The following is a 24,652-nucleotide window of genomic DNA, read 5'->3' on the forward strand; positions in this document are numbered from 1 at the left end:
GATGACCACCGAGGGGGAGAAGCCGCAGACAACGGCGCCACCGGCCGGATCCGCCAAGCGGGCCCTCGTCGGTCGGCTGTCCTGGGGCCTTGCCGACCAGGCGGCCTCCAGCATGAGCAACTTCGCGGTGGGCATCTACGTGGCCCGCTCGCTGGGGGTGACCGCGTTCGGCGTGTTCAGCCTCGCCTGGGTGACCTGCGGCGTGGTGCTCAACGTCTCCCGCGGCCTTGCCACCGATCCGCTCGTGGTGCGCTTCAGCGGTGTGTCGGACGCGTCCTGGCGCGGGGCGGTGGCCCGCTCTTCGGGTACCGCGCTCAGCGTCGGTGTATCCATCGGCGCGGCGTGCCTGGTGGTCGGCCTCGCTCTCGGCGGTCGCTTGGGACCCGCGTTCGCCTGCCTCGGCGTCATGCTGCCGGGGCTGCTCCTTCAGGACGCCTGGCGGTTCTCGTTCTTCGCCGCCGGCATCGGGCGTAAGGCGTTCGTCAACGACCTCGTGTGGGGCGTCGCGCTCGTCCCGGCCCTGGTCGTGGCGGCCCGCGTGGGCAGCGTGGCCGCTTTCGTGCTCGCCTGGGGCGCGTCCGCCACGGTGGCCGCGGGGTATGGCTGCGTCCAGTCAGGCATCCGGCCCCGCATGACCGGGGCGCGCGGGTGGCTTCGCGAACAGCGCGATCTCGGCTACCGGTATCTGGTCGAGAACGTCAGCCTCAGCGGCGCGAGCCAGCTGCGGGCGTACGGGCTCGGCGCGATCGTCGGGGTCGGCGCGGTGGGTGCGGTCCGGGGCGGCGAGCTCCTGCTCGGCCCGTTCCTCGCCGTGCTGATGGGGCTCTCGCTGGTCACCGTCCCGGAAGCGGCACGGGTGCTCCGGCGGGCCCCGCACCGACTCGGCACGTTCTGCCTTCTGTTGGGCGGCGGGCAGGCCGCCGGCGCGCTGTTCTGGGGCGGGGCGCTGCTGCTGATGCCGGGCCGGCTCGGCGAGCTTGTGCTCGGCGGCGTCTGGCACTCCGCCTCGGAGCTCATCGTGCCGATCGCCTTCAGCGTCGCGGGCGCAGGACTCGGCACCGGTGCGGCGGCCGGCCTTCGCGCGCTCGGCGCGGCCCGGCGCAGCCTGCGCTGCCAACTGTTCGCCTCCGCCTGCTATGTCGGCGGCGGGCTCGGCGGGGCGGCCGTGGGCGGCACGGTCGGCTCGGCCTGGGGCGTCGCCGCCGCGACGTTGAGCGGCTCGGCCGTGTGGTGGCTGCAACTGCGGTCCGCCCTGCGCGAGCACCACCGCAACCCCATCCCCGAAGTGAGGACGCCATGACCGCCCAACCCAGGCTGAGCATCGGCCTGCCCGTGTACAACGGCGAGGAGTACCTGGCCGAGTCGCTCGACGCCCTGCTCGGCCAGACCTACGAGGACTTCGAGCTGGTCATCTCCGACAACGCCTCGACCGACGGGACCGAGGACATCTGCCGCAAGTACGCCGCGCAGGACGCGCGCATCCGGTACATCGGGCTGCCTCGGAACACCGGCGCCACGCCGAACCACAACCACGCGTTCGCCGAGTGCCGCGGCGAGCTGTTCAAGTGGGCCTCGCACGACGACCTGTACGCCAGGGACCTGCTGCGGCGCTGCGTGGAAGCCCTTGACGAGCGGCCGGACGTGATCCTCGCCCATGCCGACCAGGCGGTGATCGACGGCGACGGCCAGGTGACGGTGCCGTACAAGTACACGCTCGCCACCGACTCGCCGCACCCGGCGGAGCGCTTCCGCAGTCTGCTGTTCGAGCCCGGTGGCGACGACTTCTACGGGGTGATACGGGCCGACGTGCTGCGCCGGGTGAAGCCGATGGACAGCTACCACCACGCGGATCGCACGTTCGTCGCCGAGATCGCCCTGCACGGGCCGTTCCACCAGGTGCCGGAACTGCTGTACTTCCGCCGCGACCACCCCACCCGCGCCGAGCGGGCGAACCCGAGCATGCGCTCCCGGTGCGTCAACCTGGACCCGCGCCGGGCAGGCCCGCTGCACCCGACGCCCCGGCTGCTCGCCGAGTACGTCTGGGGCTTCGCCTCGGCGATCCGGCGGGCGCCGTTGTCCTCGGCCGACCGGCGCGCGTGCTACCGCCACCTGGCCGCATGGATGACCAGCCGGGCCCGTCCTGGCTCCGGCGAGCGGGTCGAGGACCGCGCCCCGGTCGACCCGGCCCTGCTCACTGTCTCCGTCGACGCCCTTGTCGCCGGACGTGAGGGGAGCCAGGCATGACGTCCGCGGACGAGACCGACGGACAACCTCCGGTGCGCATCGGGGTGTTCGGCCTGCTCGGCTCCGGCAACCTCGGCAACGACGGGTCGCTCGAGGCCGTGCTCGGCTACCTCCGCGCCGAACACCCGGACGCGGTCGTGGACGCGCTGTGCGGCGGACCCGAGGTCGTCGCGACGCGGTACCGGATCCCCGCGACGCGGCTGCACTGGTACCGCGGGGAGTACCGGACCGCATCGCGGGCGGGCGCGATCGCGGCGAAGGGTCTGGGCAAACTCGTCGACGCCGTCCGCACCGCTGCCTGGGTGCGCCGGCACGACGTGGTGATCGTGCCGGGTATGGGCGTCCTGGAGGCGACACTGCCGCTGCGGCCGTGGGGCTTCCCGTACTCGCTGTTCCTGCTCTGCGCATCCGGCCGGCTGTTCGGCACCCGGGTCGCGCTGGTCAGCGTCGGCGCCGCCGAGATCGGCAACCGGCCGACCCGGGCCCTGGTGCGGTGGTCGGCGAGGCTCGCCACGTACCGGTCGTACCGGGACGACCTGTCCCGCGACGCGATGCGGGCGATGGGCGTGGACACCGTGCGTGACGAGGTCTACCCGGACCTCGCCTTCGCCCTGCCAACGCCGCCGTGCCCCGAGCTCTCGGCTTCGCTCGAGCAGGGAGGTACGCCCATCGCGCCCTCGGGCCCGCCGGGCCCGGTCTGCGTCGGCGTCATGGACTTCCACGGCGGTGACGACGACCGCGCCCGGGCCGAGGAGATCCACCGGCGCTACCTCGACGGGACGACCCGCTTCGTCCGCGCGCTGGTCGAGGACGGCAGGCCGGTCCGGCTGCTCACCGGCGACGAGTGCGATGCGCCGGTGGTCGCCGCGATCCTCGACGCGGTGGACTCGCCGCTGGTCACCGCTGCCGAGGCGGCCTCGCTGGCCGACCTGATGAAGGAAATGGCGGCTGCCGGCGCCGTGGTGGCGACCCGGTACCACAACCTGATCTGCGCGCTGAAGGTCGGCGTGCCGACGCTCGCACTCAGCTATGCGGCGAAGAGCGACGCGCTCATGGCCCAGATGGGGCTTGCCGCGTACTCCCACCCGGCTCGCGAGGTCGACGCCGACCGGCTGCTCGAGCAGTTCCGGGCGCTGGAGCAGCGATCGGCGGAACTTCGGCGGACGCTCACCGAGCGGAACCTGGATGCCGCTCGTCAACTCCGGGACCAATTCACCGACTTGACCACGGCCCTGTTCCCTGTGGCCGACCACACCCATGCCCTGCGAGAGGCTCCATGAAGGCGACCGAAATCCCGGCGATCGACGGCGCTTACCTGTTCGAGCCGACGCCGTACGCCGATGAACGCGGCTTCTTCTGCCGCACCTTCGACGCCGACGTGGTCCGCTCGGTAGGCCTCGACCCGGCCACCTTCGTCCAAGACAGCGTGTCCCGCTCGGCCCGGGGCGTGCTGCGCGGCCTGCACCTGCGCTCCGGAGCCGGCGAGGCCAAGCTGGTGCGGTGTTCGTACGGGAGGATCTTCGACGTCGTCGTGGACCTGCGGCCGGACTCGCCGACCTATCGCAACCGGGCCTTCTTCGAGCTGTCCGACGAGACGCAGACGACCCTGTACATCCCGGCGGGGTGCGCGCACGGCTTCCAGGCGCTGACCGAGACCGCCGACACCTCGTACCGGATCGACCGCCCGCACGACCCGGCCGAGGACGTGACGATCGCCTTCGACGACCCGGAACTCGCCATCCCCTGGCCGCTGCCGCCCGTATCGATGTCCCCGCGGGACCGGGAAGCGCCGAGCCTCGCCGAGGCCCTGAAGCAAAAGGAGAGGTGAAGTCGGCGTGGACACCGAAGACACCGAAGAGTTCCTCCTGCCCCGGTCGCGGCAGGCGAACGAGCGGCTGCACGCCATGATCCCCGGGGGCGCGCACACCTACGCCAAGGGCGACGACCAGTACCCCCAACACCTGGCCCCGGTCATCAGCCACGGCCGCGGTGCCCACGTGTGGGACATCGACGGCAACCGCTACGTCGAGTACGGCTCAGGCCTGCGGTCGGTCAGCCTCGGCCACGCCCACCCACGCGTGCTCGAGGCGGTGCGGCGGGAACTCGACCGTGGCAGCAACTTCGTCCGGCCGTCCATCGTGGAGGTCGAGGCCGCGGAACGCTTCCTGGCCACGGTGCCGACCGCCGAGATGGTGAAGTTCGCGAAGAACGGCTCCGACGTCACCACCGCCGCGGTGCGACTCGCCCGCGCCGTCACCGGGCGCCCGCGGGTGGCCATCTGCGGCGACCATCCGTTCTTCTCCACCGACGACTGGTTCATCGGCACCACGCCGATGTCCGCCGGCATTCCGGCGTCGACCACCGAACTCACCGTGGCCTTCCCCTACGGCGACCTGGCCGCCACGGAGGATCTGCTCACCCGGTACCAGGACGAGGTCGCCTGTCTGATCCTCGAACCTGCCGGCCACACCGAGCCTTCCCCAAGCTCTCCACTTCTTCCCCAGGCTCTCGGCTTCGCTCGAGCCGGGGATACCCCACTGAGCAGGGAAGACCCCACTCCCGGGTACCTCGAAGGCCTCCGCGAACTGGCCGACCGGCACGGCTGTGTACTGATCTTCGACGAGATGATCACCGGCCTCCGCTGGTCCGAGGCGGGCGCCCAGGGCCTGTACGGCGTCGTCCCCGACCTCTCCACGTTCGGCAAGGCCCTGGGCAACGGGTTCGCCGTCTCCGCGCTGGCCGGTCGCCGCGATCTGATGGAGCGGGGCGGGCTGCGTCACTCCGGCGAGCGGGTGTTCCTGCTGTCCACCACGCACGGTGCGGAAACGCACTCGCTGGCAGCCGCGATGGCCGTGCTCACCACGTACGTCGAGGAGGGGATCACCGCGCAACTGCACGCCCTCGGCGAGCGGTTGGCCGCCGGTGTCCGCGAGGCCGCGGCCGGTATGGGCGTCGGCGACCACATCGTCGTCCGGGGCCGGGCCAGCAACCTGGTCTTCGCCACCCTCGACGAGAACCGGCAGCCGTCGCAGCAGTACCGCACCCTGTTCCTGCGTCGGCTCCTCGCGGGCGGAGTGCTGGCCCCGTCGTTCGTGGTGAGCAGCGCGCTCGGCGACGCCGACATCGACCGCACCATCGACGTGGTGGCCCAGGTATGTGCGGTGTACCGGAAGGCACTGGACGCCGCTGACCCCACCCCCTGGCTGGCCGGGCGGCCGGTGAAGCCCGTGTTCCGCCGCTTGGTGTGACGTGGCGTCAGCGACGCTCCTGCCGACCGGCGCCGGCCGTCCCATCGCCCCGCCGGTCGGCCGTCCGATCGCCCCGCCGGTCGGCCGTCCGGTCGATCAGCCACGCGGTCGCCGGTATCACCACCAGCGCGGTGCACCAGCCACCGAGGACGTCAGTCGGGTAGTGCGCGCCCAGGACGACCTGCGCCCAGCCCATGGCGGCGCCGGCGACCAGCGCCGCGGCGAGCACGAGTGAGGTGCCGGCCGTCCTGCCGAGGCCGAACCGGCCGGTCGCGAGCAGCGCCACCACGAGGGCGAGCGCGGTGGCGAAGGCGGTGTGCCCGCTCGGGTAGGACAGGTTCTCGTCGCCGTGGATGGTGCGTCCCACCAGGTGCTTGAGCAGCGTCGCCGTCCCTACGGTGATGCCGGCGCCGGCAACGACGAGCACCGCTGCGCGAGGACGCCGAAGCAGCAGGCAGCCCGTCACGGTGGCCACGACCAGCGTCGCCGCTCCCACGGGCTCGCCCAAGAAGTCCGTGGCCAGAGCGACGTGCCGCCACAGCGGCCCCACACCCTCCACCGCCGCCCGGATCCGCGCGTCCACCCTGCCGGGCCGGCCGGCGTCGGCATACAGGACCCCGAGCACGACGACCACCAGCGCGGCGAGGGCCGCAATCAGCCCGAGCCACACGCGCAGCGATGGGAGCAGCACCGCGGGCGCCGGCCGGCCGGTCACCCGCCCACCTTCTTGTCCACCGTGTGCAGCGTCGGGCGTTGCGGGATTACGTCGCCGCCCTGCTGGCGCTCCACGACGGCGGGGCGTTGTTTCCGGACGACTCCGGTGACCGTAAGTCCGGGCACGCCACGGCCTCTGTGTCCCGTCACGTCCTCGGCTCCCGCGGGCAGGTCGGAAACGGCATCGTCGAACTCGACCGCGCCGCAACCCCCTACGTGGTGGCGGTCGACTTCCACTTCCGCTCCGGCCAGACGATCCAACGCGAGCCCCCCGTCGTGTCCGACCACCCTCCGGCGATCACGACTGCCTGGCGGACACCCGCTCCTGGCCTGTACGGCTCCGCGGGAGCGGTAAGCCTGTGTAAGCCTGTGCAGCCCCGAACTCGCCAGCTTGGCCATCGCCCTGGCCAAGGGCATCGGGATCAGCCTCTACTTGTCACCCTAACCAACAATCCGGTCGCGGCAAACGCCGTCGGACAGTCGCGAGGTCGAGGCGGATGTCGGCGACCGCGACGAACGGCCGGCCACCGCCGAGTGCGAGGAGTCGAAGCAACTCCGCAACAAAAGAGCGGAGTTAAAGCGGGCCAACAAGGTATTGAGGGCCCGCTTCGGTGTTTCTTGCCCACGAGATCGACCGCCCCCGGACGAGGCGAGCGAGCGGCCCATGCCCGTGATCGAGGAGATCCACGCGACCTCTGGCGGCACCTGTGGGGCTCGCCGGATCACCCGCGCGCTCCAGCGCAAGGGTGTCTGAGGTGGCCCGCTGCACCATCGAGCGGCTGATGCGCGAGCTGGGCCCATGGCCACGGTCATCGACTGCCGCACGGCCGGCATCCGCCGGTCCATGGGCGCGGTCGGCTCGAGCGCGGGCAACGCGGCCGCCGAGTCGTTCTTCGCCTTGCCCACACGGGAGGTCCTGCCCGGACGGCGCGGCCGGCCCACCCAATGGGCCGCTCGGCTCGCGGTGTTCCGCTGGCTCGGCTTCTACAACCACCAGCACAGGCACTCGGCGGTCGGCTGCCTCGCTCCTGCCGTCATCGAACAGAGGTCAACTACCCTCGCCGGCCCGCGAGAGCGCGCGGACCGACCGCGACGGCCGCAAGCAACGCTGCGCCGAGAATCCAGGAAACCCGGTGTCCGGTTCAGGACCCGTCCAGCAGGCCACAAAGTCACCCGGTGCGACCAAGATCTTGACCTGGCGAACCTGTGGGTTCGCTCTGCACCCGGTCGACGCCCTGCACCTCGGTGACGCAGTCCGGTTGATACGCGAAGGTGAAGTGGACCCCATGGAGGTTCCAGGCTCACGTGGCCGAAGATCCGGCGTGGGCCCGCATACTGAGTCGAGGCATCCACGACATCCACTCCAGCGACGTACCGGTAGAACGCTCACCGGCGAGTTGGGCCGCAGTCTCCAGGATCCTTGGTCGACCCTGCTCGACCCTGCTCGACCCTGAACTCCGTATGCGTGAGCCCGACCTCGATGCCGAGTGCCTCGTGTGCGGCGGACGTGAGTCCCCCACCTCGGCCGACACCTTTTCGCGGTCGTCGGCGTCGTGCGGAACACCTCGGCGAAGTGCGGCCCGTCCATCGGCAGCGGCCTGCCGTGCGTCACCCAGGAGCGCAACCCGCTGGGCGACGGTTGCGCGCGCTTTTCTGGAAGAACCGCCGGAACGCTGCCGGAGTCCTGGTGGTGTCCCCCGAGAAATACGAACGTCGGCCTCCGGGATGCGCTCCGGTTCCGGAGGCCGACGCCGGCTCCGCCGCCGTGCCCCGCCTCAGCCCGGGAACACCATTTCGTCCCGCCCCAGACCGGCGAAGACGCCCGAGACCCGGCGAGCGATTTCCGCCGCCGTCAGACCGACGCGTTCGAGCACCCGCCTGCGCTCGGCGTGGTCGAGGAACTCGACGGGGACGCCGAAGTCACGGAGCGGGACGTCCACTTCGGCGTCCCGCAGCGACTGCGCGATGGCGGAGCCGACGCCTCCCGCCCGCACCCCGTCCTCGACGGTCACCACGAGCCGGTGCCGGGCGGCGACGGCCGGAAGGTCCTCGTTCACCGGTTTGATCCACCGCGGGTCCAGCACAGTGGTGCTGATGCCCTGCTCGGCCAGCCGACCGGCGATCTCCAGACACATGGGAGCGAGCGCTCCGACGGAGACGATCAGCACGTCGGCCCCGTCCTCTGCGGAGCCCCTTAGCACGTCCATGCCCCCTACCGTGCCGACGGCGGCCACCTCGGGACCGACCGTGCCCTTGGAGTAGCGCACGACCGTTGGCCCGTCCTCCACCTCGACGGCCTCGCGCATCTGGGCCCGCAGCTGGTCGGCGTCGCGCGGCGCGGCAATCCGCAGCCCCGGCACCACCTGCAGGACGGCCATGTCCCACATGCCATTGTGCGCGGCGCCGTCGTCACCGGTGATGCCCGCGCGGTCCAGCATGAAGGTCACCCCGCAGCGATGCAGGGCCACATCCATCAGGAGCTGGTCGAAGCACCGGTTCATGAACGTCGCATACACCGCGACCACCGGGTGCAGTCCGGCGGTGGCCAGCCCGGCCGCGGAGGCCGCCGCGTGCTGTTCGGCGATACCGACGTCGAAGAACCGGTCGGGGAACCGCTCAGCGAACGGCGCAAGCCCCGTGGAGCGTTGCATCGCCGCCGTGATCGCCACGATGTCCTTCCGCTCGGTGCCGAGCCGTACCATCTCCTCGCCGAAGACGGTGGTCCAGTCCTTGCCCGAGACGGAGACCGGCTTCCCCGTGTCGGGGTCGATCACCTTCACCTGGTGGAAGCGCTCGTCGGCCTCCTCGGCGAAGCTGTAGCCACGGCCCTTCTCGGTGATGCAGTGAACGATCACCGGACCGCCGAAGCCCTGAGCGCGACTCAGAGCGTTCTCCACGGCCGCCACGTCGTGGCCGTCGATCGGCCCCACGTACTTCAGGCCCAGGTCCTCGAACATGCCCTGAGGCGCGATGAAGTCCTTGAGGCCCTTCTTCGCCCCGTGCAGCGCGTCGTAGACCGAGCGGCCGACGAACGGCGTGCGGTCGAGTACGTTCTTGGTGCGCTCCAAGAACTGCTCGTAACCGTCCGTCGTGCGAAGGGCGGCCAGATGGGTGGCGAGTCCCCCGATGGTGGGATTGTACGAGTGGCCGTTGTCGTTGACCACGACGACCAAGGGGAGTGTCTTGTCGGCGGCGATGTTGTTCAGCGCTTCCCACGTCATGCCCCCGGTCAGCGCCCCGTCACCGACCACCGCGACCACGGAGCGGTCGTGCCGGCCGGCCAGCCGGTCGGCCTTCGCGAGGCCGTCGGCCCAGCTGAGCGCCGCGGAGGCATGCTGGTTCTCGACGATGTCGTGCGGTGACTCGGCGCGGCTCGGATACCCCGAGAGGCCACCCTCCTTGCGCAGCTTGGAGAAGTCCTGGCGGCCGGTCAGCAGCTTGTGGACATACGTCTGGTGGCCGACATCGAAAACGATGCGGTCCGTGGGTGAGTCGAAGACCCGGTGCAGCGCAATTGTCAGCTCCACCACACCAAGATTCGGCCCCAGATGTCCCCCGGTGCGGGAGACGGAATTGATGAGGAATTCCCGAATTTCCTCGGCAAGTCTGCCCAGCTCATCGGCGTCGAGCTTTTTCAAGTCCTGCGGCCCGCGGATCGACTCCAGAATGCCCATGCGTCATTCTCCTTCGGCACTGCTGATAAAAAGGGTTTCGCTTCGGTACATGCACCGGATCCGCAGCTTGTCGTCCGTCGGATCCACCGAGTGGTTCACCTTGTCATGGCCGATTGACAGCAGCTCATCTCCACGGCAAACGCGAGGCCGACGGGGTCCCGGCACCGAAGCGGCGAGGCGCCGCCCAAGGGAAGCGAACGCAAGTTCACCTGTCGAATCACTGGACTCGAGAACCCGGCCGCGGCACCGTATGCCAGACATTGCCGTGCCCTCTCAGAGGACCGCAGCGGCGGACCACGAGGAGTGGCGACAGTCCATCGCCCTTGTCATCCAGCAATCACCTCCTCGTGCACGCTGAGGTGACAGGTTATCAATTCTCTACGGATATGCGCCTTACTGCCGGGCTTACTGCCGGGTGGGGTCAGTCCCTGTCGGGACTTCCGCTGTCGAGACCGGCGGAGGCCCTGAGGATAGGTGTGCCGCAGCAGATGGAAGCCGTCCTTCGGTGCCGCCTCCCACTGCCACTGCTTCGCCTCCTTGGGACGTGCCGGAATGATGCCGGCCTTGGCCGGCGCCGGCTGCGTGAGCACATCCGCCTGATCGCCCGGACGTCCCCCGCCGACTGGAACATCGCCGCCTTCTCCACCTGGAGCCTGACCGAACTCGCTTCTCACCTCGTCGAACGGCACGTGGTGCCCCACATAAGCCGGGAGATCCTGCGTCGTATCCTGCGCGAGGGCAAGGTCTCCTGGCAGTCAGCCACGACCTGGAAGGCGTCCACCGACCCGGACTCTTCGCCACGGTGCAACGGGTCCTGGCTCTGTGTGGTGACCGGCACCGTTCAGGGCATGCTCCAGCCGTCTCGGCCCTGCCAGGTGGTCAGGCAGGCCTCGTTGCTTTCGATGTCGGCGAGTACCCAGAAGGCTGGTGCTCGGGTCGCGGACGCCAGGCGGCCACCGGCAGCCGGCGCTCGCGACTCGTCACCCCTGCACGGTCCAGCGACTGGAGAGTGAGCACGACCCGCTCAGGCCGGACATCGGCGCGAAGGTGTTGATCGGCGTAGTCACCGCACACCACCACCACGCTCGTCGCCATCTGGACGCCCTCGGCCGGCGATCCGACCGGGACCGACGTTCGTATCGTGCCCAGCAGGAAGCGCCACCCCAGATCGCTCACCGCGTCGGAGGCTTGCGCCCACTCAGTATCTGCTCCCTGGCGACATCCCCGCAGCCCGGTATTCCTGGGGTGGCGTCCGCGGAACCCGTCGCGTTCAGCAGGTCGGATTCACGGGGCGCAGTCGTAGAGGGTGAAGCTTCCGTCCGAGATGCGGCCGTAGGCGCGCGGCGGAATGCGCGTGCAATTCCCCTTCACCCAGGCCGTTGCCGGTGTGGACGGGCGGCGTGTGGTCAGCAGGGCGTAGCGGAGTTCGTGGGCGGTGACCAGGGTGGTCAGCCCCTGGGCCGTCGGATACGGGGTCAGGCCGGTGAAGCCGCCCATGACCAGCACGGGTTGGGAGGTGGCGCGCAGCAGCGGCTCGGCGCCGTAGGCGGCTTGGGTGGCGAGGAGGTATGTCTCCCCGGAACGGTGCGCGGTGAGGTAGTTCAACAGCGCGGCGTCCCGCGTGGACGGGGTGTTCAAGGAGATGGGCCGGGGCTTGTGCCGGTGGTGGCGCATTTCGAGGTAACCGGGTCCGACCGGCCCGGCCACCGGCGACATCGGTGAGCCGGCGTACCGCGGGTCCAGGCAGGAGGTGGCCCAGACGGCCGGGGCGACCAGCGCGGACGCCAGGCCCGCCGCCAGGGCGCTGTGCACCGCCCGACGCGTGCTGCGCGGCCCGCAGGACCACAGGCCGATGGTCCCGCACAGGCCGAGCATCAGCACCACTGGCAGCAACCAGGGCGCGAACCCACTGTGCGGACCGTCAATGACCACGGCCCACAGCGCGGTCAGACCGACCGCGGCGGGCAGCGCCGCCCGGCGCGGGCCGCCGGCGCGGTATTCGGCCCAGAAGAGGGCCGCTCCGCCACCGGTCAGCGCGGCCAGGGCCGGGGCGAGTACGGCGGTGTAGTAGCCGTGGTTGCCGTTGGAGGTGCTGAATACCACGACGTGCACCGTCAGCCAGCCGCTCCAGAGCAGCAGCCCCGCGCGCGGCCCGTCGGTGCGCGGGTGCCCCGTACGCCACAACAGGCCCAGCACCAGGGCCAGTGCGGTGAACGGCAGTAGCCAGGCGATCTGCGGGCCCACGATGTGGTTGACCAGCATGGTCCAGCCGGTGTTTCCGGTGGTGCGGCTGGCGGCGGTGCCGGCGACGGCGCCCAGCGCATGCGGGTCATGGCCGAAGCGGCTCAGTCCGTTGTACCCGAAGACGAGGGTGAAGGGGTTGTTGTTGGTGGTCCCGTCGGCGTAGGGGCGGTTCGCGGCAGGCGTCGCCCACACCAGCAGCAGCCAGGAGCAGGAGACCGCAAGTGCGGTGACCCCGGCGAGCAGCACCCGCCATGCCCGGTCCCACCGCGAGCCGGGAGCGGCCAGTTGGTACACGGCGGCGAGGACCGGAAGGACCAGCCAGGCCTGGAGCATCTTGGCCTGGAAGGCGAGCCCCACCCATATCCCGCAGACGAGCAGCGGCAGCAGCCTCCCGGTGCTGACCGCCTTCTGCAGCGATCCCGCCGCGAGGACCAGCAGCAGGACGAGCAGGGTGTCCGGGATGGTGTGCCGGTTCAGCGCGACGGTGATCGGGGTGAGGGTGAGTACCAGCGCGGCCAGCAGCCCGGCCGGTGCACCGGCCCAGGCACGGACGATCCGGTGCAGCGCCCAGACGGCCAGTACGCCCTCCAGCGCCTGCGGCAGTGCTGCCGCCCAGTTGTACGGCCCGAAGAGCCGCACGGAAAGGGCCTGCGGCCACAGCGCACCGGGGATCTTGTCGACGGTGATCGAGCCGCTCGGGTCCAGTCCGCCGAAGATGAAGGTGTGCCAGTTCGCCGCCATCGACCGCACGGCCGCGCTGTAGTAGGGGTGCACCCCGGCCTGGTCGATGCCCCAGGAGTAGAGCACCGCGGCCAGGGCCAGGATCAGGAGCAGGGACCACAACTCCCATCGTTCGGCGGCCTGTTGACGCAACACGGCCAGCCGGCCGCCTCCGGTGGGGCGGGAGCGGGCCGTGGAGTCCCGGGTGACGGGGATGGTGGCCATGGCGGGGCCTCTCAGGGGGCGTCAGGCTGGGGGCGTTCAGGGAGGAGCGTCAGGCTGGGGACGATGAGGGAGTCGGCGGCTTCACAGGCGGCGGGCCATGCGCAGCCCCTGGGCGTAGAAGCCGTCGCCGTCGAGCCTCGCGCGGCCGGCCAGGTCGCCCATGGTGGGGCCGTTGGCTTTCGAACGGCTGGAGTAGAAGCGCGGATGCCCTTGGTCGTCCGGCCCCAGGTAGATGCCGCAGTGGTCGATACCGTGCGGCCTGCCGATGTCGATGGCGAAGAAGACCAGGTCGCCGGGTTGCAGCAGGCTGATGTCCGCGGGCGGCCGGCCGGTGTTCGGGATCAGCAGTACGCCGGGGGCCCGGTCGGCGATGGCGTAGGCCCGGCGGGGCAGGCCGATCCCCGCGGTGTTGGTGGCGTGCATGGGGTAGCCCATGCGGTACCCCCAGACCAGGCGCATGAAGCCGGAGCAGTCCACGTCGCCGTAGCGTGCCTTCTCCGGGTCCTTGCGGGTGCCGTCCGGGAACGTCCAGGGGGTGCCGAGGTAGTCGTAGAAGTCCGACTTCTCGTCGCGGTAGTGGAACGACCACGGTGACTGCCCGGCGACGCGCGGTCCGAAGTGCGCCTTGCCCGCATAGCGCAGGCCGGATGCGGTGCGGCGGTCGGGTGCCCCGTCGCCGTACTGGAAGGCCGTGCCGATGACGTCCGGTCTTCGGCCGGCGAGGGCCTTGGGGAACCATTCCCGGAACCACCGTGTGTGCTCGTGGCCCGCCCGCCATCCGTCGGGCATCAGCCGTACCCAGGCGTTGCTGCGTACCACCGCGCTGGTGGTGCGGGGCTCGCTCCAGGTACGGGTCGGGCCGGTCAGCAGTGCGGTGCGTGCACCGTCGGTGAAGGTGGCCAGCACGCGGCCGTCGGCGGCGCGGACCACGGTACGGGCGGGTGTCCGACGGCGCTCGAAGCGGTAGCCGCCGGTCGGCGCCGTGAAGTCATCGTGCGGGGTGCCGGGATCGGGGTGCTGGAAGTGGTACCGCGCGTAGGCGCTGACCGCTCCGGCGGTCACGGCCAGACCGGCGACGCCGCCCAGGACCTGACGGCGGCTGGGGCCGCGGCGCGGGGTGGGATCGGTGCCCATGGTGACCTCCTCGACGTACGGATGGGCGGCGGACAAGGACGGTTCCGGCTCGGACGGCCGGGGGACCGGCTTGGTCAGCCGGTGGGCAGTGCCCCCAGCAGCAGGCCTGCGACGAGCACCACATACGTGCCGAGGGTCACCGCGGTGGTGGAGATCGCGGTGGCCGCCAATGGCTGACGGATCAGCTGATAGGCGATCAGGCCGGGCACGATGAAGCCCAGGGTCTGTGTGGTGTACAGGAGCGGGAACTCGTGCTGGAGCGCAAGCATCACCGTGGCCTGCAGCACCACCGCGCACAGCACCACGGCGGCGAACAGCCGCTTCCCGTAAAGGATCACCTGACGCTGCAGGACCTTGGTCGCGAAGAAGGTGAGCGCCGTGACGCCGATCATCAGTGCGGCCCGGCCCGCGTCGGTGACGAGGGTCAGCGCCAGCCAGCCGGGGGTGATCATGCCACCGGGAGAGAGATTGGTGGTCAGATAGCACACCAGCGAGAAGACCAGTCCGAGGGCGATCCCCAGCGCGGCTGTCTCCGGAGTGACGGTGACGGGGATCATGGCTGCTTCCTTGTCGAGTCGTACGGGGCGTGGTGGCCGGCGGAGGCGGGACTTGGGGGATGCGGGCCGGGCTCCGGGCCGTTCAGCGGTGCCACCCAGCTGTACGGCTCCGGCTCGGGCGGGTGCGCGAGGGCGAGGGGTTCGCCGGTGTCGTCCGCGTCCAGCTCGCCGAGGTGCTCCAGGAACAGTTCGCCCTGGCCGTGGATGTTGCCGATGGCCACCAGGGAGGAGTCCGGACCCAGTTCGGCGAGGAGGGCGTGGGTCAGCTCGGTCGCGTCCCGCCGGTCGCCGCCCAGGTCCACCACGCGTCCCGATGTCCAGTCCGGTGGGATGCCGTCGCGGGCGCTCTTGGTGGGGTGTCCGATCAGGAAGACCGTCTCCGGGGTCAGATCGGGGATGATCGCGCCCATCTGCCCGTTGCGTTCCACCCGGTCCGGGCGGCAGTTGATGACGACGTTGAGCGGGCGGCGGATCGCGCCGAGTTCCTCCAGCTGACGGATGTTCATCAGCGTCGACTCGGGGTCGTTGGCGGCGAAGACATTGGCGAAGCGCAGCCGCTTGCCGTCCGGTGTGCGGTAGCGCTCGACGGAGAGCACGCCGGGGTCCGGCGGCGCGTCCCACATACCGCGCAGCGCGGTGTCCCGGTCCACACCGAGCAGCTCCGCCACCGCCAGCGCGATGGCGACGTTCTCCTTGAAGGTGAACCAGCTGAACCCGCGCAGCTCCTCGTCGGTGACCGACTCCGGATCGACCGCGATCAGGCGGCAACTCCGCTTGTGCGCCTCCTCCTTGAGGATGGGCAGCCGCTCCCGCTCGGCAGTGATGCAGACCCCGCCGACCGGCATCGACCGGCACAGCGAGCGGGCCACATCGTCCAGCGTGGGACCCATCTCCTCGAGGTGGTCCTCGCGGACGTTGCACAGCACTCCGATGGTGGAGCGGATCAGTTTCTCCTGGTTGACCTCCTGCAGTGCAGGCATCACCGCCATGCACTCGATCACCAGCGCATCCGGCCGGTACGCCGCCGCGCGCCGGACGATGCCTATCTGCTCCACGACATTGGCGATGCCGAACTTGCGGTACACCGGCTCCTCGGTGGCATCCGGGTGGATGAACCGGGCCGCGGTACCGGTGGTCTTGGCCACGGTGACCAGGTCACCGCCGCGCAGCGCCCCCGCGCACAGCCGGGTGATGGAGCTCTTGCCGCGAATGCCGTTGACGAGAACCCGAGTGGGGATCTGCGCCAGCGCCGCGTAGTGGCGCCGTTGTTCCAGCACGCCGGCGACCAACAGCACCGCACAACTCAGCAGCAGCACAACATAGAGGAAAAGCACGTCAGTTGTTCCTTTACGACCCCGGGGCACTTCCGCACCGTGACGACTGGGCAGGGACAGGGACCAGGTCGGCTCCACCGCCACGGCCCCGGTCCGCGAGCGCCTGCCGGAGGAGTTCCAGGCTGCGGGCCACCGAACCGCATTCGTCGTGATGGACCGGGTACAGCACCGTGCGACGGTCGCCGCCGGCCAGCCGCTCCGCGCATCCGGCAAGGGCGCGTAGCGGTCTGACCACCACGATGTGCAGCCAGCCCAGGCAGGCGATGCCGGCGGCCAGGGCGAGCAGCCCGGCCAGCATGGTGCGCGCCTGCGCCTGATACACCGTCAGTTTGAGCGCCGCGGCGGGCTCCGCCGAGACCACCCGCCAGCCGAGCGCGGCGGCAGGCCCCGTCTGCGCCAGGGGCGCGGCGGCCGCGACCGACGGGCCGGCACCCGGCGTGGTTTCCGCATGCAGTACGGCCGACACCGGGCTGCCCACCGTCCCGGGTGCCGCCTCGGTCCTGGCCACCAGACGGGTGAAGCCCTGGCTGGGCAGCGGCTGGAAAGCCTGGAAGCCGACGCTTGCCGCGAGCACCCTGCGGTGTTCGTCGGTGAGCCAGACACTGCCGAGCCCCGGCCGGGACAGCAGGCTGTTCAGCGCATTCACATCGATCTCGGCGAAGAGTACGGCCGGGGCGGCACCCTTGGCGTTCTTGGCCGACGGGATCTGGGCGTAGGCGGCGATCGAGGGGATCCTGCCCGAGGTGTTGACACGGGTGATTCCGCTGCCGGTCGGCGCATGGACGAGGGTGCGCAGCGGCTCCTCGCCCACCCGCGTCAGGATGGCGCCCGTACGGTCCAGTACATACAGCGAGCGGTACTTGGGATGGCCGGCGAGCGCACGCCGCAGAGCCTCCGTCGTCCGCTCCCGCGACTGCCCGGAGGCGGCGGACGCAACCTCCCGGAGGTCGGTGTAACTCTGGCCCAGGACCTGCCGCACCCGGTCAGCGGCGGCCTCGGTGCGTGCCTGCTGGTCGGCAAGGGCGGCGGCCGGTACGGCCTTGCCGGCCTGCACACGATGGACCAGGAACAGCATCGGCACCCCCCAGGTGGCGATCACGAGTACGCAGGCGACCACCACGGACCGGACACCGGGGCGCCGGCGCACCGGCAGCGCAGGCTCCGGTCCCGTCTCACCGAGCAGTTGGCGGCGTATCGACTCCAGAGCCCGACCGGTCCTGCCCAGCTCGCCGAAGGCCGGATCCGGCACCGGCCGCGCCAACTCCTTGCGCGCCTCAGGTTCCAAGGCGCCCCTGGCCAGCCGCGCGGCGGACAGATGGAGCCGTAGCAGCGGACGCTGCACAAGGCGCCATAGCGCCACGGTGACCAACACGGCGATCACCAGCAGCGCACCGGCGACGACGATGGCGAACCGGGTGTAGTCGGGGCCGCCCTTCGCCGGCGGCACATCCCTGAAGGTGAGGAGCCTCAGTCCCAGACCCGAGGTGAGGCCCTTGTCGTCTGCCGCGGCGACCGATGCCCAGCCCGCGACCCTGCGCAATCCGTCGTGGCCGTCACCGAGCAGGCTTCCGGAGGAGTCGACGGTGCCTGAACCGGCGTTCGCGGCGCGCTCCACCGCGGCAAGCAGGGCCTGATCGCTGGTGCCGGGTGCCCGCGCCGGGCCGCCGGTGGCAGTGGTGGCGAGCACTTGTCCTTTCCGGTCGACCAGTTGACCGGTGCGCCCGTCCCCGTACACCTGAGGGGCGAGGACCTTTTCGGAGACGACCAGCAGAAGTGTGCGCCGGCCACTCCCCTGGCCCTCGTCCAGGTCCCGTGCCTGGTCGGCGTTCTCGTCCTTGTTGCGCCCCGGAGCGGGCATCGCCACCTGCGCGAAGAACAGCAGGCGGGGCCCGGCGTCCCCCGTAGTGACCAGCCGGGGCATGATGTCGCCGGCGTCGGTCCGTGCCAGGGCGGTCACGTCCACCTCGGACAGCGGCACGGGTTCGCCGCCGGCCGCCAGCTGCTTTCTGGTGCTCGGGACGAGCAGCACACCGCCCTGTACGGAACGTCCGGCTGAAGGCCGGGCCGGCAGAAGGGACTTCATCATCTGCGCCGGAGTGGTCCCGGCGGCGGGCGTGACCGAAGCCGCGGAGCGGCGCAGTGCGGTGGCTCTGGCGGTGACGGAGGTGGCTACCGAGGCGGCGGTGTCGGCGGCGATCTGTTGTTCCGCGTCGCTCACGGCCTGGGGTACGTCCCGTTCGTGAACGGTGCCGAGACCGACTGCGGAGAACGCGGCAATCGCCAGCAGCGTACAGAGCAGTGCGGCGATCGGCGGGCGGACGCCTCCGAGCAGGGGCATGTCGGCGCGGCGTCGGGTGCGGTGTCGACGGGGCGCGAGGGCAACCGGGTGCAGGGCAGGCGTCCTCTCGGCACAGGGGAATCCGTGGTGAAACTCGCGGTATGAGCAAGTCCCCTCGCGATAAAATCACAAAATCGTTCGCGCTTCGTTCCCAGATACGAGCGCAGGTGCAACCGCTACGCCCAACCCGGGCCGGACGAGGCCGCTTGCACGCCTCCCACCTCATCCCGGGGCAGCGGGTGGGCATGCCGCCAAAGCACCGCCCACCTCACCGTCTGCGCGTGGGTGACAACTCCCCGCATCCGCAACGGGCGTTGTGGCGGCCGCGGCAAAATCCGGCACCGGACACCGCTACGATGTGCGGCTATGCGCCGGTCACATTTGCGATCGCCATCGTGGAGAGGGCTGCCCATGAAACACGCACGGAGAAGGCCCCGCAGCCGGTTGGGTGCCCGGGTTGCCGGTACCACGGGAGCACTGGCCGTCGTCCTGGGCGCCGGGATCGGGTCGGCCACCGCTGCCGGGAAGACCACCGCCGCGCCCACGGCCAAGGAGGCGCCCCTGGACACGGCGGACACCCCGGGCGAACTGACCCTTCCTGCCCCGAGCGGGCGTTACCGGGTCGGGACGGCCAACCTCCACCTGCTCGATACGAAGCGCACGGATCCGTGGACGCCCGACCGCCGGCCGCGTGAGCTGATGGTCTCGCTCTGGTACCCGGCCACGGACACCTCCCGCCACCCCGCCGCGCCCTACTTGGAGCCCGCCGCCGCCGCGCACTTCCTGACCAGCCGGGGGCTGCCGCCGAACGCGGTTACCCTGCCCACCACCGCCGGGCACACCGGTGCCCCGGTAGACCGCAAGGCCGGTAAGTTGCCGGTGCTGCTGTACTCGACCGGGCGGGGCTCGGACCGCGCGACGGGCACCGCGCTCGCCCAGGACCTGGCCAGCCGCGGCTACCTGGTCGTCACCCTCGACGACACCCACGATGACAGCGAAGTGCAGTTCCCCGGCGGGCGGCTGGAAGTGGCCACGATGCCGCCAGGCACCCCTGCGTCCCGCGTGATCGCCGTCCGGGCCGCGGACACCCGCTTCGTCGTCGACCAGCTGGCCGCCCTCGCCCGTGGCCACAACCCGGACGCGGACCACGCGCCACTCCCCCACGGGCTGTCCCACGCGGTGGACATGAACCGCATAGGGATGTTCGGCGCTTCGCTCGGCGGGGCAGTGGTGCCGGAGGTCATGCACAAGGACCACAGGATCCACGCCGGTGCGAACCTGGACGGCCAGTTCTTCGGCCCGGCGAAAACCCGCGACCTCAAGCGTCCCTTCCTGCTGTTCAGCTCCCAAAACCACAACCGCAACAACGATTCGAGCTGGTCAACCTTCTGGAAACACCTGGACGGCGAGCGGTTCGACCTGAAGCTGCGCGGCTCCGAGCACCTCTCCTTCATGGACTACCAGGCCCTCTGGCCCCAGATGGCCGGCCCGCTCGGACTGTCCTCCGCCCAACTCGTCCAGATGTTCGGCACGATCGCCCCTGACCGTGCCATCGAGATCCAACGCACCTACCTCGCGGCCTTCTTCGACAAGGAACTGCGCCACCAGCACAGCCCCCTGCTCGACGGCCCCTCCCGCCACTACCCGGAGATCGCCTTCGTGCGCTGAATCGACCGACCGTGGCAGAGGACCGCTACACGCTCCGGCCTGCAGCGGAGTGGCTGCCAGGACGAGTTCCCCCGGTGGCAGTGGCTGATGGTGCGGGACATCCCCGCGAGCCCGTTCTGACGCACACCGGCGCGGCCGGATCGCCGGTGCACCGGCCCCACGAAGCGGCGGCGTTCCTCCCTCGCACGGGAGAGGAACGCCGCCGCAGCTGCGTGTGTACCGCCGTTACAGGACGACAACCAGGCGTTTGCCCCTCAGCAGGACGCGGCAAGAACGGCCCTCTACTCCCTTCCGTAGGACGCCCACCGCTCAAGAGCGAACCCACCACGCTCCCGCCGGACCTCCACGGCACCCGCACCGCCGAAGTGTGCAGGGACGACCAACTCCCGTTCGGCTGCGGCCCGTTCGAGGATCCGGCGGCGGCTGGTCACCGCTTCTTCCGGGTTGAGGCAGAAGCAGCTGTTGCAGGAGGGGTGGAGAATCTGCACCGGGCTGTGGAGCAGATCGCCGACGAAGACCGCCCGGTCGCTGCCGGACGCGAGCCGCAGCACTGACGAGCCGGGCGTGTGGCCGGGCGCGGACTCCAGGGTGAGGTGTTGGTCGATGCGGTGGGAGCCGTCCCACAGCACGACCTGACCGGCCCGGTGGACGGGTGCGATGCTGTCCTCGTAGATCAGCCGGTCGTCCTCGCGCAGGCCGTTGCCGTACGCATTGTCCGGGCCGAAGTGGAAGTCGTCGGCGGCCGGGATGAGGTACTGGGCACGGGGAAACGTCGGCACCCATTCCCCGTCGACGTCCATGGTGTTCCAGCCGACGTGATCGCCGTGGACATGGGTGTTGACCACGACGTCGACGTCCTGCGGGCGGACGCCGGCCCGCGCCATGAGGCCGAGGAAATCACCCTGCCAGTGGTGGAACTGCGGCGAACCGGGCCGCTCTCGCCCGTTGCCCACCCCGGTGTCGATCAGGACGGTCCGCCCGCCGCTGCGCAGCACCCAGGTCTGCAGCGCGACCACCGCCCTGTCGCTGTCCGGGTCCCAGTGGTCCGGCGCCAGCCACTCCTCGTTGTCCTTCCACACCTCGGCGGCGGACTCCGGGACGAGACTGCGGGCGGGTGCGAACGGCTGCTGCCACTCGGTGATGCGGATGACCTCGACCTCGCCCAACATGGTGCTCTGCACGCTCTCGCTCTTCATGTCCTTGATCCTAGGAACGGCAGTTGACCTCCTCAATGCTCATCAAGCTCAGCTGAATACGCATCCATCTCATATCTGAGTCCACCGATACCCTGGCTCGATGGATGTGGTGAGCGACGCGATCTCGACCGTGCGCATTGGGCGGCCCTCCTCCAACCGGGTGCGGGTGAGCGGGGGCTGGTGCACCCGGCTCGCCCCGTACGACGGCGCGGGCTTCCACGTCGTGCTGGAGGGCAGTTGCTGGCTGCTGCCCGACGGCGGCACTCCGGTCTCACTCGGCGCAGGTGACGCGGTGCTGTTGCCACACGGCACGGGACATGTGATCGCCGACTCTCCCGTCGACGCGGTGGCTGTGAAGCAGGCGGTGCCGTTCGAGCGATGGCTGGACGGGAGGGAACCGAGCGGGCCACCGACCGCCTCGCGCGAGATGGAGATGCTGTGCGGCAAGTACCGGCTCGACCGTAGTCGCGTGCACCCGCTCATGGCGGAACTGCCCAAGGTCGTCCACCTGCCGAACCGAGCGGGCAGCCACCCCGAACTCCGCGCGGCCATCGACCTGCTGGGCAGCGAGCTGGGTGCCCAGCGGCCCGGTTCCTGCATCGCGGTCCCCAGCCTGCTCGACCTCCTCCTCATCTACATGCTCCGTTCTTGGATGACCGAGGGCGCGGCCGGAGCCTGGCCGGCGGTCCTGGGCGACACAGTGACGGCCGCCGCCCTGCGGGCGCTGCACTCCGCGCCGTCCGCCCCGTGGACCAACGACCGCCTGGCCGCCGAGGCGGGCGTCTCCCGCCCCACCCTGGCCCGCCGGTTCACCACCCTGGTCGGCCGCCCTCCGATGGCGTACCTCACCTGGTGGCGCCTGACCCTCGCCGCCACCCTGCTCCGCGACACGCCGGACCCCCTGGCCACCATCGCCCGCCGGGTCGGCTACGGCACCCCGTACGCCCTCTCCCACGCCTTCAGCCGGGAGTTCGGCACCACCCCCGGGCGGTACCGGGCGGAGACTGCGGGGCGGGCGGCGGAAGAGCCATCGTAGGGGGACCCATGGGATCCCGTTCCGACTGTGGACGGGTATCCGTGGCGGGGCCTCCCGTCCCGGATGGGGAAGCGGCCGTGGCAGTGCGGGCGGCGGGCCCACTGGCTTCGACCGGGACCTGTACGCGCGCAGGAAGGAACAGGAATGAAGTCGAGCGGACCTTCAATGTCCGCAAGGGCTTCAACCTGCCTGCGTCGTACGATCAGGAGAAGATGGCGTGCACCTGATCGACTGCTTCGGGCCCATAGCCAACCGTGCCCACGGGCACCGCACCGTCGATCGCCTCGATGACGCGCCCGGCCCAAACGGGCCCGAACCCTCCGCACAGCTCGATCAGTTGCACACCCTCGTCCACCAGGCGGCGCGCGACCTCGATGCCCTCCTCGGGTTTCTCCACCCCCACGAGGACAGTGCGGCACTTGCCGGTGTCCAGGACGCTGACATCGCCGCCTGCCGCGCTGCCGGCCGCGGTGTAGATGAATCCCCAATGCGTGAGCGCCATGCGTGTGGACCTCCTGTGACCGTCGAAGCCTCCAGCCAAACAGATCCGGGACGAAAGCGTCCCGGATCGGAGGTGACCCGCGTGTGATCCGCCCCTCACTCCGACCGCGGCGCAGGCTGGAGGCGGCAGCCTTCGCCCCCTCCACGCATGACTCGTCGGACACGCCCTGGTCCCGTCTTTGACGGGAGTCCACGCCCGGCTGCCCGCCGGCCCCAGGGTTCCGCGCCGCTGCTCCTGGTGGCGAGGGAGCCCAGGGGTCTGTTCCGGCCCGTCGAACCAGATGCGGCACCCCCGCTCCCCATACGCGCAGGTACCGGTACCGGTAGAGGTACGTGTTGGTGTGCTTGGTGAAGCCCGCCATGTCCGGCCAGTTGGCTCCGGACCGAGGTAGGCCGCAGACAGGCCGTGCCAGACCGTCGGCTCAGCGCCGTCCTGGATGCTCAGGACACTGGACCCCAGCAGCGCGCCGCCCAGGGCCCGCCGGCCGGCGGCGTAGCGCGCGGCCAGGCCGACGGCTACCTGGAGGGCCGGCCGGCATCCCCGGCCTCGACACCGGCACCGAAATGGCGGCCGGCTGGTCCCGTCTCACTTGGGGCGCAGGACCTTCGGCCCGTGCCAGCGGCAGATCATGAGAGCGAAGTGGAGGTCGAAGGCCTCGGCGTCGAGGTCGAGGTGGTAGTGGTCGACGGCGCGCTGGACGCGGTAGTGGACGGTGTTGCGGTGGACCATCAGCTGGTCCGCGGTGGCGGTGTAACTGCGATGGGTGGCGAGGAAGACGCGGAGCGTCTCACGGAGGAGTGCGGGACGGGGGGCGTCCACGGCGAGGTCGCCGAGGGTGTCGGAGACGAAGTCGGCCAGTTCGCGGGGCTCGTCGACCAGGAGGGCGACCGGGGCGACGCGGCCGAAGGCCACCACTGCGGGGGTGCCGGCCCCCGCGGAGAGGGCGAGGGCCTTGGCACGGGCAGCGGCGCGGGTGCTGCGGCGGAAGCCTTCGAGACCCGGGCGGACGATGCCGAGGGCGACTCGTACCGGTAGCGCGGCGGCGGCCAGTTCGGCTGCGACGGTGTCGGGGTCCACCGGGCAGTCGGGTCTGACGGTCAGCCAGATCCGGGCGCCGGCCTCGTCGGTGTGGACCAGCAGGGGGCGACCACGGGCACGCAGGACGGTGGACAGCAGCGAGGTCAGCCGGTCGAAGACGGCGGTGGGGTCGGTGGTCGCCGTGGCGCCGTGGAGCCAGCTTTCGACGGCCAGATGGCTGCCGGACAGCTGGTGGTCGAGGGCGGCCTCGGCCTGCAGCAGATCGACGCGGGGATTGTCGAGGAGCTGGTTGACCCAGTACTGGCGCAGCATGCCGCGGGCGCCCACCCAGCGTTCGCGCTCCTCCTCGTAGGCGCGGCCTACCTGGTCGCAGACCCGGTCCAGGTAGGCCGAGGTAAGGCTGACCAGGGTGATGACGGTGCCGGCCGGGTCCGGCAGCCCCAGCCGGACGGCCTCGCCGAGGAGCAGGTCCAGACTCTGCGCATGGCCGAGCCGGTAGGCGCGCAGCAGGGCCGAGAGGGGAACGTCCCGCTGCGCGAGCCGGCGGGCGTAGGAGAGGGCGGAGGCGGGCGCATCCACGGTCTGCGGGTCGATGCGGTTGAGGACGACGTGCAGGGCGGTGACGATGTTCTCGGTGATGCTGGCTTCCAGGAGCCCCCGCAGCGACTCGTCGTGTTCCAGCTGGGCGATCTCCGCCTCGGTGGTGGCGACCAGCTTGGCGATGAACTCGTCCCGGCGTGCCCGCATCACCTGGGCCACGAGGACGACCGGATCCGATGG

19 protein-coding genes and 1 pseudogene are annotated in these 24,652 nt (G+C 70.8%); 8 read left to right on the plus strand and 12 right to left on the minus strand.

The annotated features are described in order from the left end of the window. Position 1: 1 nt before the first annotated feature. Genes AB0D04_RS11370 through AB0D04_RS11390 form a run of 5 tightly spaced genes read left to right on the plus strand, consistent with a single transcriptional unit; the run spans position 2 to position 5,492 of the window. Positions 2-1,300: a hypothetical protein gene (locus AB0D04_RS11370; protein ID WP_362701889.1), complete on the plus strand. Its 1,299-nt coding sequence runs from the start codon at positions 2-4 to the stop codon at positions 1,298-1,300. Next, positions 1,297-2,244: a glycosyltransferase family 2 protein gene (locus AB0D04_RS11375; protein ID WP_362701891.1), complete on the plus strand. Its 948-nt coding sequence runs from the start codon at positions 1,297-1,299 to the stop codon at positions 2,242-2,244. Before AB0D04_RS11370 ends, AB0D04_RS11375 begins: the two co-directional genes overlap by 4 nt. After that, positions 2,241-3,524, plus strand: a complete 1,284-nt coding sequence (locus tag AB0D04_RS11380; protein WP_362701893.1) for a polysaccharide pyruvyl transferase family protein — start codon at positions 2,241-2,243, stop codon at positions 3,522-3,524. The genes AB0D04_RS11375 and AB0D04_RS11380 overlap by 4 nt, the downstream gene beginning before the upstream one ends. Then, positions 3,521-4,072 carry a dTDP-4-dehydrorhamnose 3,5-epimerase gene (gene rfbC / locus AB0D04_RS11385; protein ID WP_362701895.1) on the plus strand — a complete coding sequence of 184 codons (552 nt, stop codon included), beginning with the start codon at positions 3,521-3,523 and terminating at the stop codon, positions 4,070-4,072. The genes AB0D04_RS11380 and rfbC overlap by 4 nt, the downstream gene beginning before the upstream one ends. 7 nt (positions 4,073-4,079) lie before the next feature. Further along, positions 4,080-5,492: a glutamate-1-semialdehyde 2,1-aminomutase gene (locus AB0D04_RS11390; RefSeq protein WP_362701897.1), complete on the plus strand. Its 1,413-nt coding sequence runs from the start codon at positions 4,080-4,082 to the stop codon at positions 5,490-5,492. 7 nt (positions 5,493-5,499) lie between these two features. Here AB0D04_RS11390 and AB0D04_RS11395 read toward each other — a convergent pair whose 3' ends face one another. Beyond that, positions 5,500-6,207 carry a phosphatase PAP2 family protein gene (locus tag AB0D04_RS11395; protein WP_362701899.1) on the minus strand — a complete coding sequence of 236 codons (708 nt, stop codon included), beginning with the start codon at positions 6,205-6,207 and terminating at the stop codon, positions 5,500-5,502. Then, positions 6,204-6,494 carry a hypothetical protein gene (locus AB0D04_RS11400; RefSeq protein ID WP_362701901.1) on the minus strand — a complete coding sequence of 97 codons (291 nt, stop codon included), beginning with the start codon at positions 6,492-6,494 and terminating at the stop codon, positions 6,204-6,206. Before AB0D04_RS11400 ends, AB0D04_RS11395 begins: the two co-directional genes overlap by 4 nt. Before the next feature lie 529 nt (positions 6,495-7,023). On the opposite strand from AB0D04_RS11400, the pseudogene AB0D04_RS11405 reads away from it, so the two are divergent. Next, positions 7,024-7,455: pseudogene (locus AB0D04_RS11405) on the plus strand (integrase core domain-containing protein); the annotation flags it as partial. 526 nt (positions 7,456-7,981) lie between these two features. On the opposite strand, the gene dxs reads toward AB0D04_RS11405, so the two are convergent. The 7 genes from dxs to AB0D04_RS11440 form a co-directional block, all read right to left on the minus strand. Continuing rightward, positions 7,982-9,880, minus strand: coding sequence for a 1-deoxy-D-xylulose-5-phosphate synthase (gene dxs, locus AB0D04_RS11410; RefSeq protein WP_362701903.1), 1,899 nt, complete (start codon positions 9,878-9,880; stop codon positions 7,982-7,984). A gap of 326 nt (positions 9,881-10,206) precedes the next feature. Then, on the minus strand, positions 10,207-10,569 hold the full coding sequence (locus AB0D04_RS11415; protein WP_362701905.1) for a hypothetical protein: 363 nt from the start codon (positions 10,567-10,569) through the stop codon (positions 10,207-10,209). Between the two features lie 595 nt (positions 10,570-11,164). Further along, the gene (locus AB0D04_RS11420) at positions 11,165-13,069 is read right to left on the minus strand and encodes a glycosyltransferase family 39 protein (protein WP_362701907.1); all 1,905 of its coding nucleotides are present in this window, start codon (positions 13,067-13,069) and stop codon (positions 11,165-11,167) included. Between the two features lie 81 nt (positions 13,070-13,150). Further along, positions 13,151-14,239: an NlpC/P60 family protein gene (locus tag AB0D04_RS11425; RefSeq protein ID WP_362701909.1), complete on the minus strand. Its 1,089-nt coding sequence runs from the start codon at positions 14,237-14,239 to the stop codon at positions 13,151-13,153. Between the two features lie 38 nt (positions 14,240-14,277). Continuing rightward, the gene (locus AB0D04_RS11430; protein ID WP_069571427.1) at positions 14,278-14,760 is read right to left on the minus strand and encodes a poly-gamma-glutamate biosynthesis protein PgsC/CapC; all 483 of its coding nucleotides are present in this window, start codon (positions 14,758-14,760) and stop codon (positions 14,278-14,280) included. After that, positions 14,757-16,094, minus strand: a complete 1,338-nt coding sequence (pgsB, locus tag AB0D04_RS11435) for a poly-gamma-glutamate synthase PgsB (RefSeq protein WP_362701911.1) — start codon at positions 16,092-16,094, stop codon at positions 14,757-14,759. The genes AB0D04_RS11430 and pgsB overlap by 4 nt, the downstream gene beginning before the upstream one ends. 13 nt (positions 16,095-16,107) lie before the next feature. Continuing rightward, entirely contained in the window at positions 16,108-18,432 is a 2,325-nt protein-coding gene (locus tag AB0D04_RS11440) for a HAMP domain-containing protein (RefSeq protein WP_362701913.1), read from the minus strand. 411 nt (positions 18,433-18,843) lie between these two features. On the opposite strand from AB0D04_RS11440, the gene AB0D04_RS11445 reads away from it, so the two are divergent. Then, entirely contained in the window at positions 18,844-20,100 is a 1,257-nt protein-coding gene (locus AB0D04_RS11445) for a hydrolase (protein WP_362701915.1), read from the plus strand. A gap of 281 nt (positions 20,101-20,381) precedes the next feature. Here the strand turns inward: AB0D04_RS11445 and AB0D04_RS11450 are convergent, their stop codons facing one another. Next, entirely contained in the window at positions 20,382-21,296 is a 915-nt protein-coding gene (locus AB0D04_RS11450) for an MBL fold metallo-hydrolase (RefSeq protein WP_362701917.1), read from the minus strand. Between the two features lie 100 nt (positions 21,297-21,396). Here AB0D04_RS11450 and AB0D04_RS11455 point away from each other — a divergent pair, with 100 nt between their 5' ends. Next, positions 21,397-22,332: an AraC family transcriptional regulator gene (locus AB0D04_RS11455; RefSeq protein ID WP_362701919.1), complete on the plus strand. Its 936-nt coding sequence runs from the start codon at positions 21,397-21,399 to the stop codon at positions 22,330-22,332. A 202-nt stretch (positions 22,333-22,534) separates the two neighbouring features. Here AB0D04_RS11455 and AB0D04_RS11460 read toward each other — a convergent pair whose 3' ends face one another. Next, entirely contained in the window at positions 22,535-22,834 is a 300-nt protein-coding gene (locus AB0D04_RS11460; protein WP_362701920.1) for a DUF6506 family protein, read from the minus strand. A gap of 585 nt (positions 22,835-23,419) precedes the next feature. Beyond that, on the minus strand, positions 23,420-24,631 hold the full coding sequence (locus AB0D04_RS11465) for a helix-turn-helix domain-containing protein (protein WP_362701921.1): 1,212 nt from the start codon (positions 24,629-24,631) through the stop codon (positions 23,420-23,422). Positions 24,632-24,652: the final 21 nt, after the last annotated feature.

Origin of the sequence: Streptomyces sp. NPDC048483 (assembly GCF_040651455.1) — a bacterium.
Classification (GTDB): domain Bacteria; phylum Actinomycetota; class Actinomycetes; order Streptomycetales; family Streptomycetaceae; genus Streptomyces.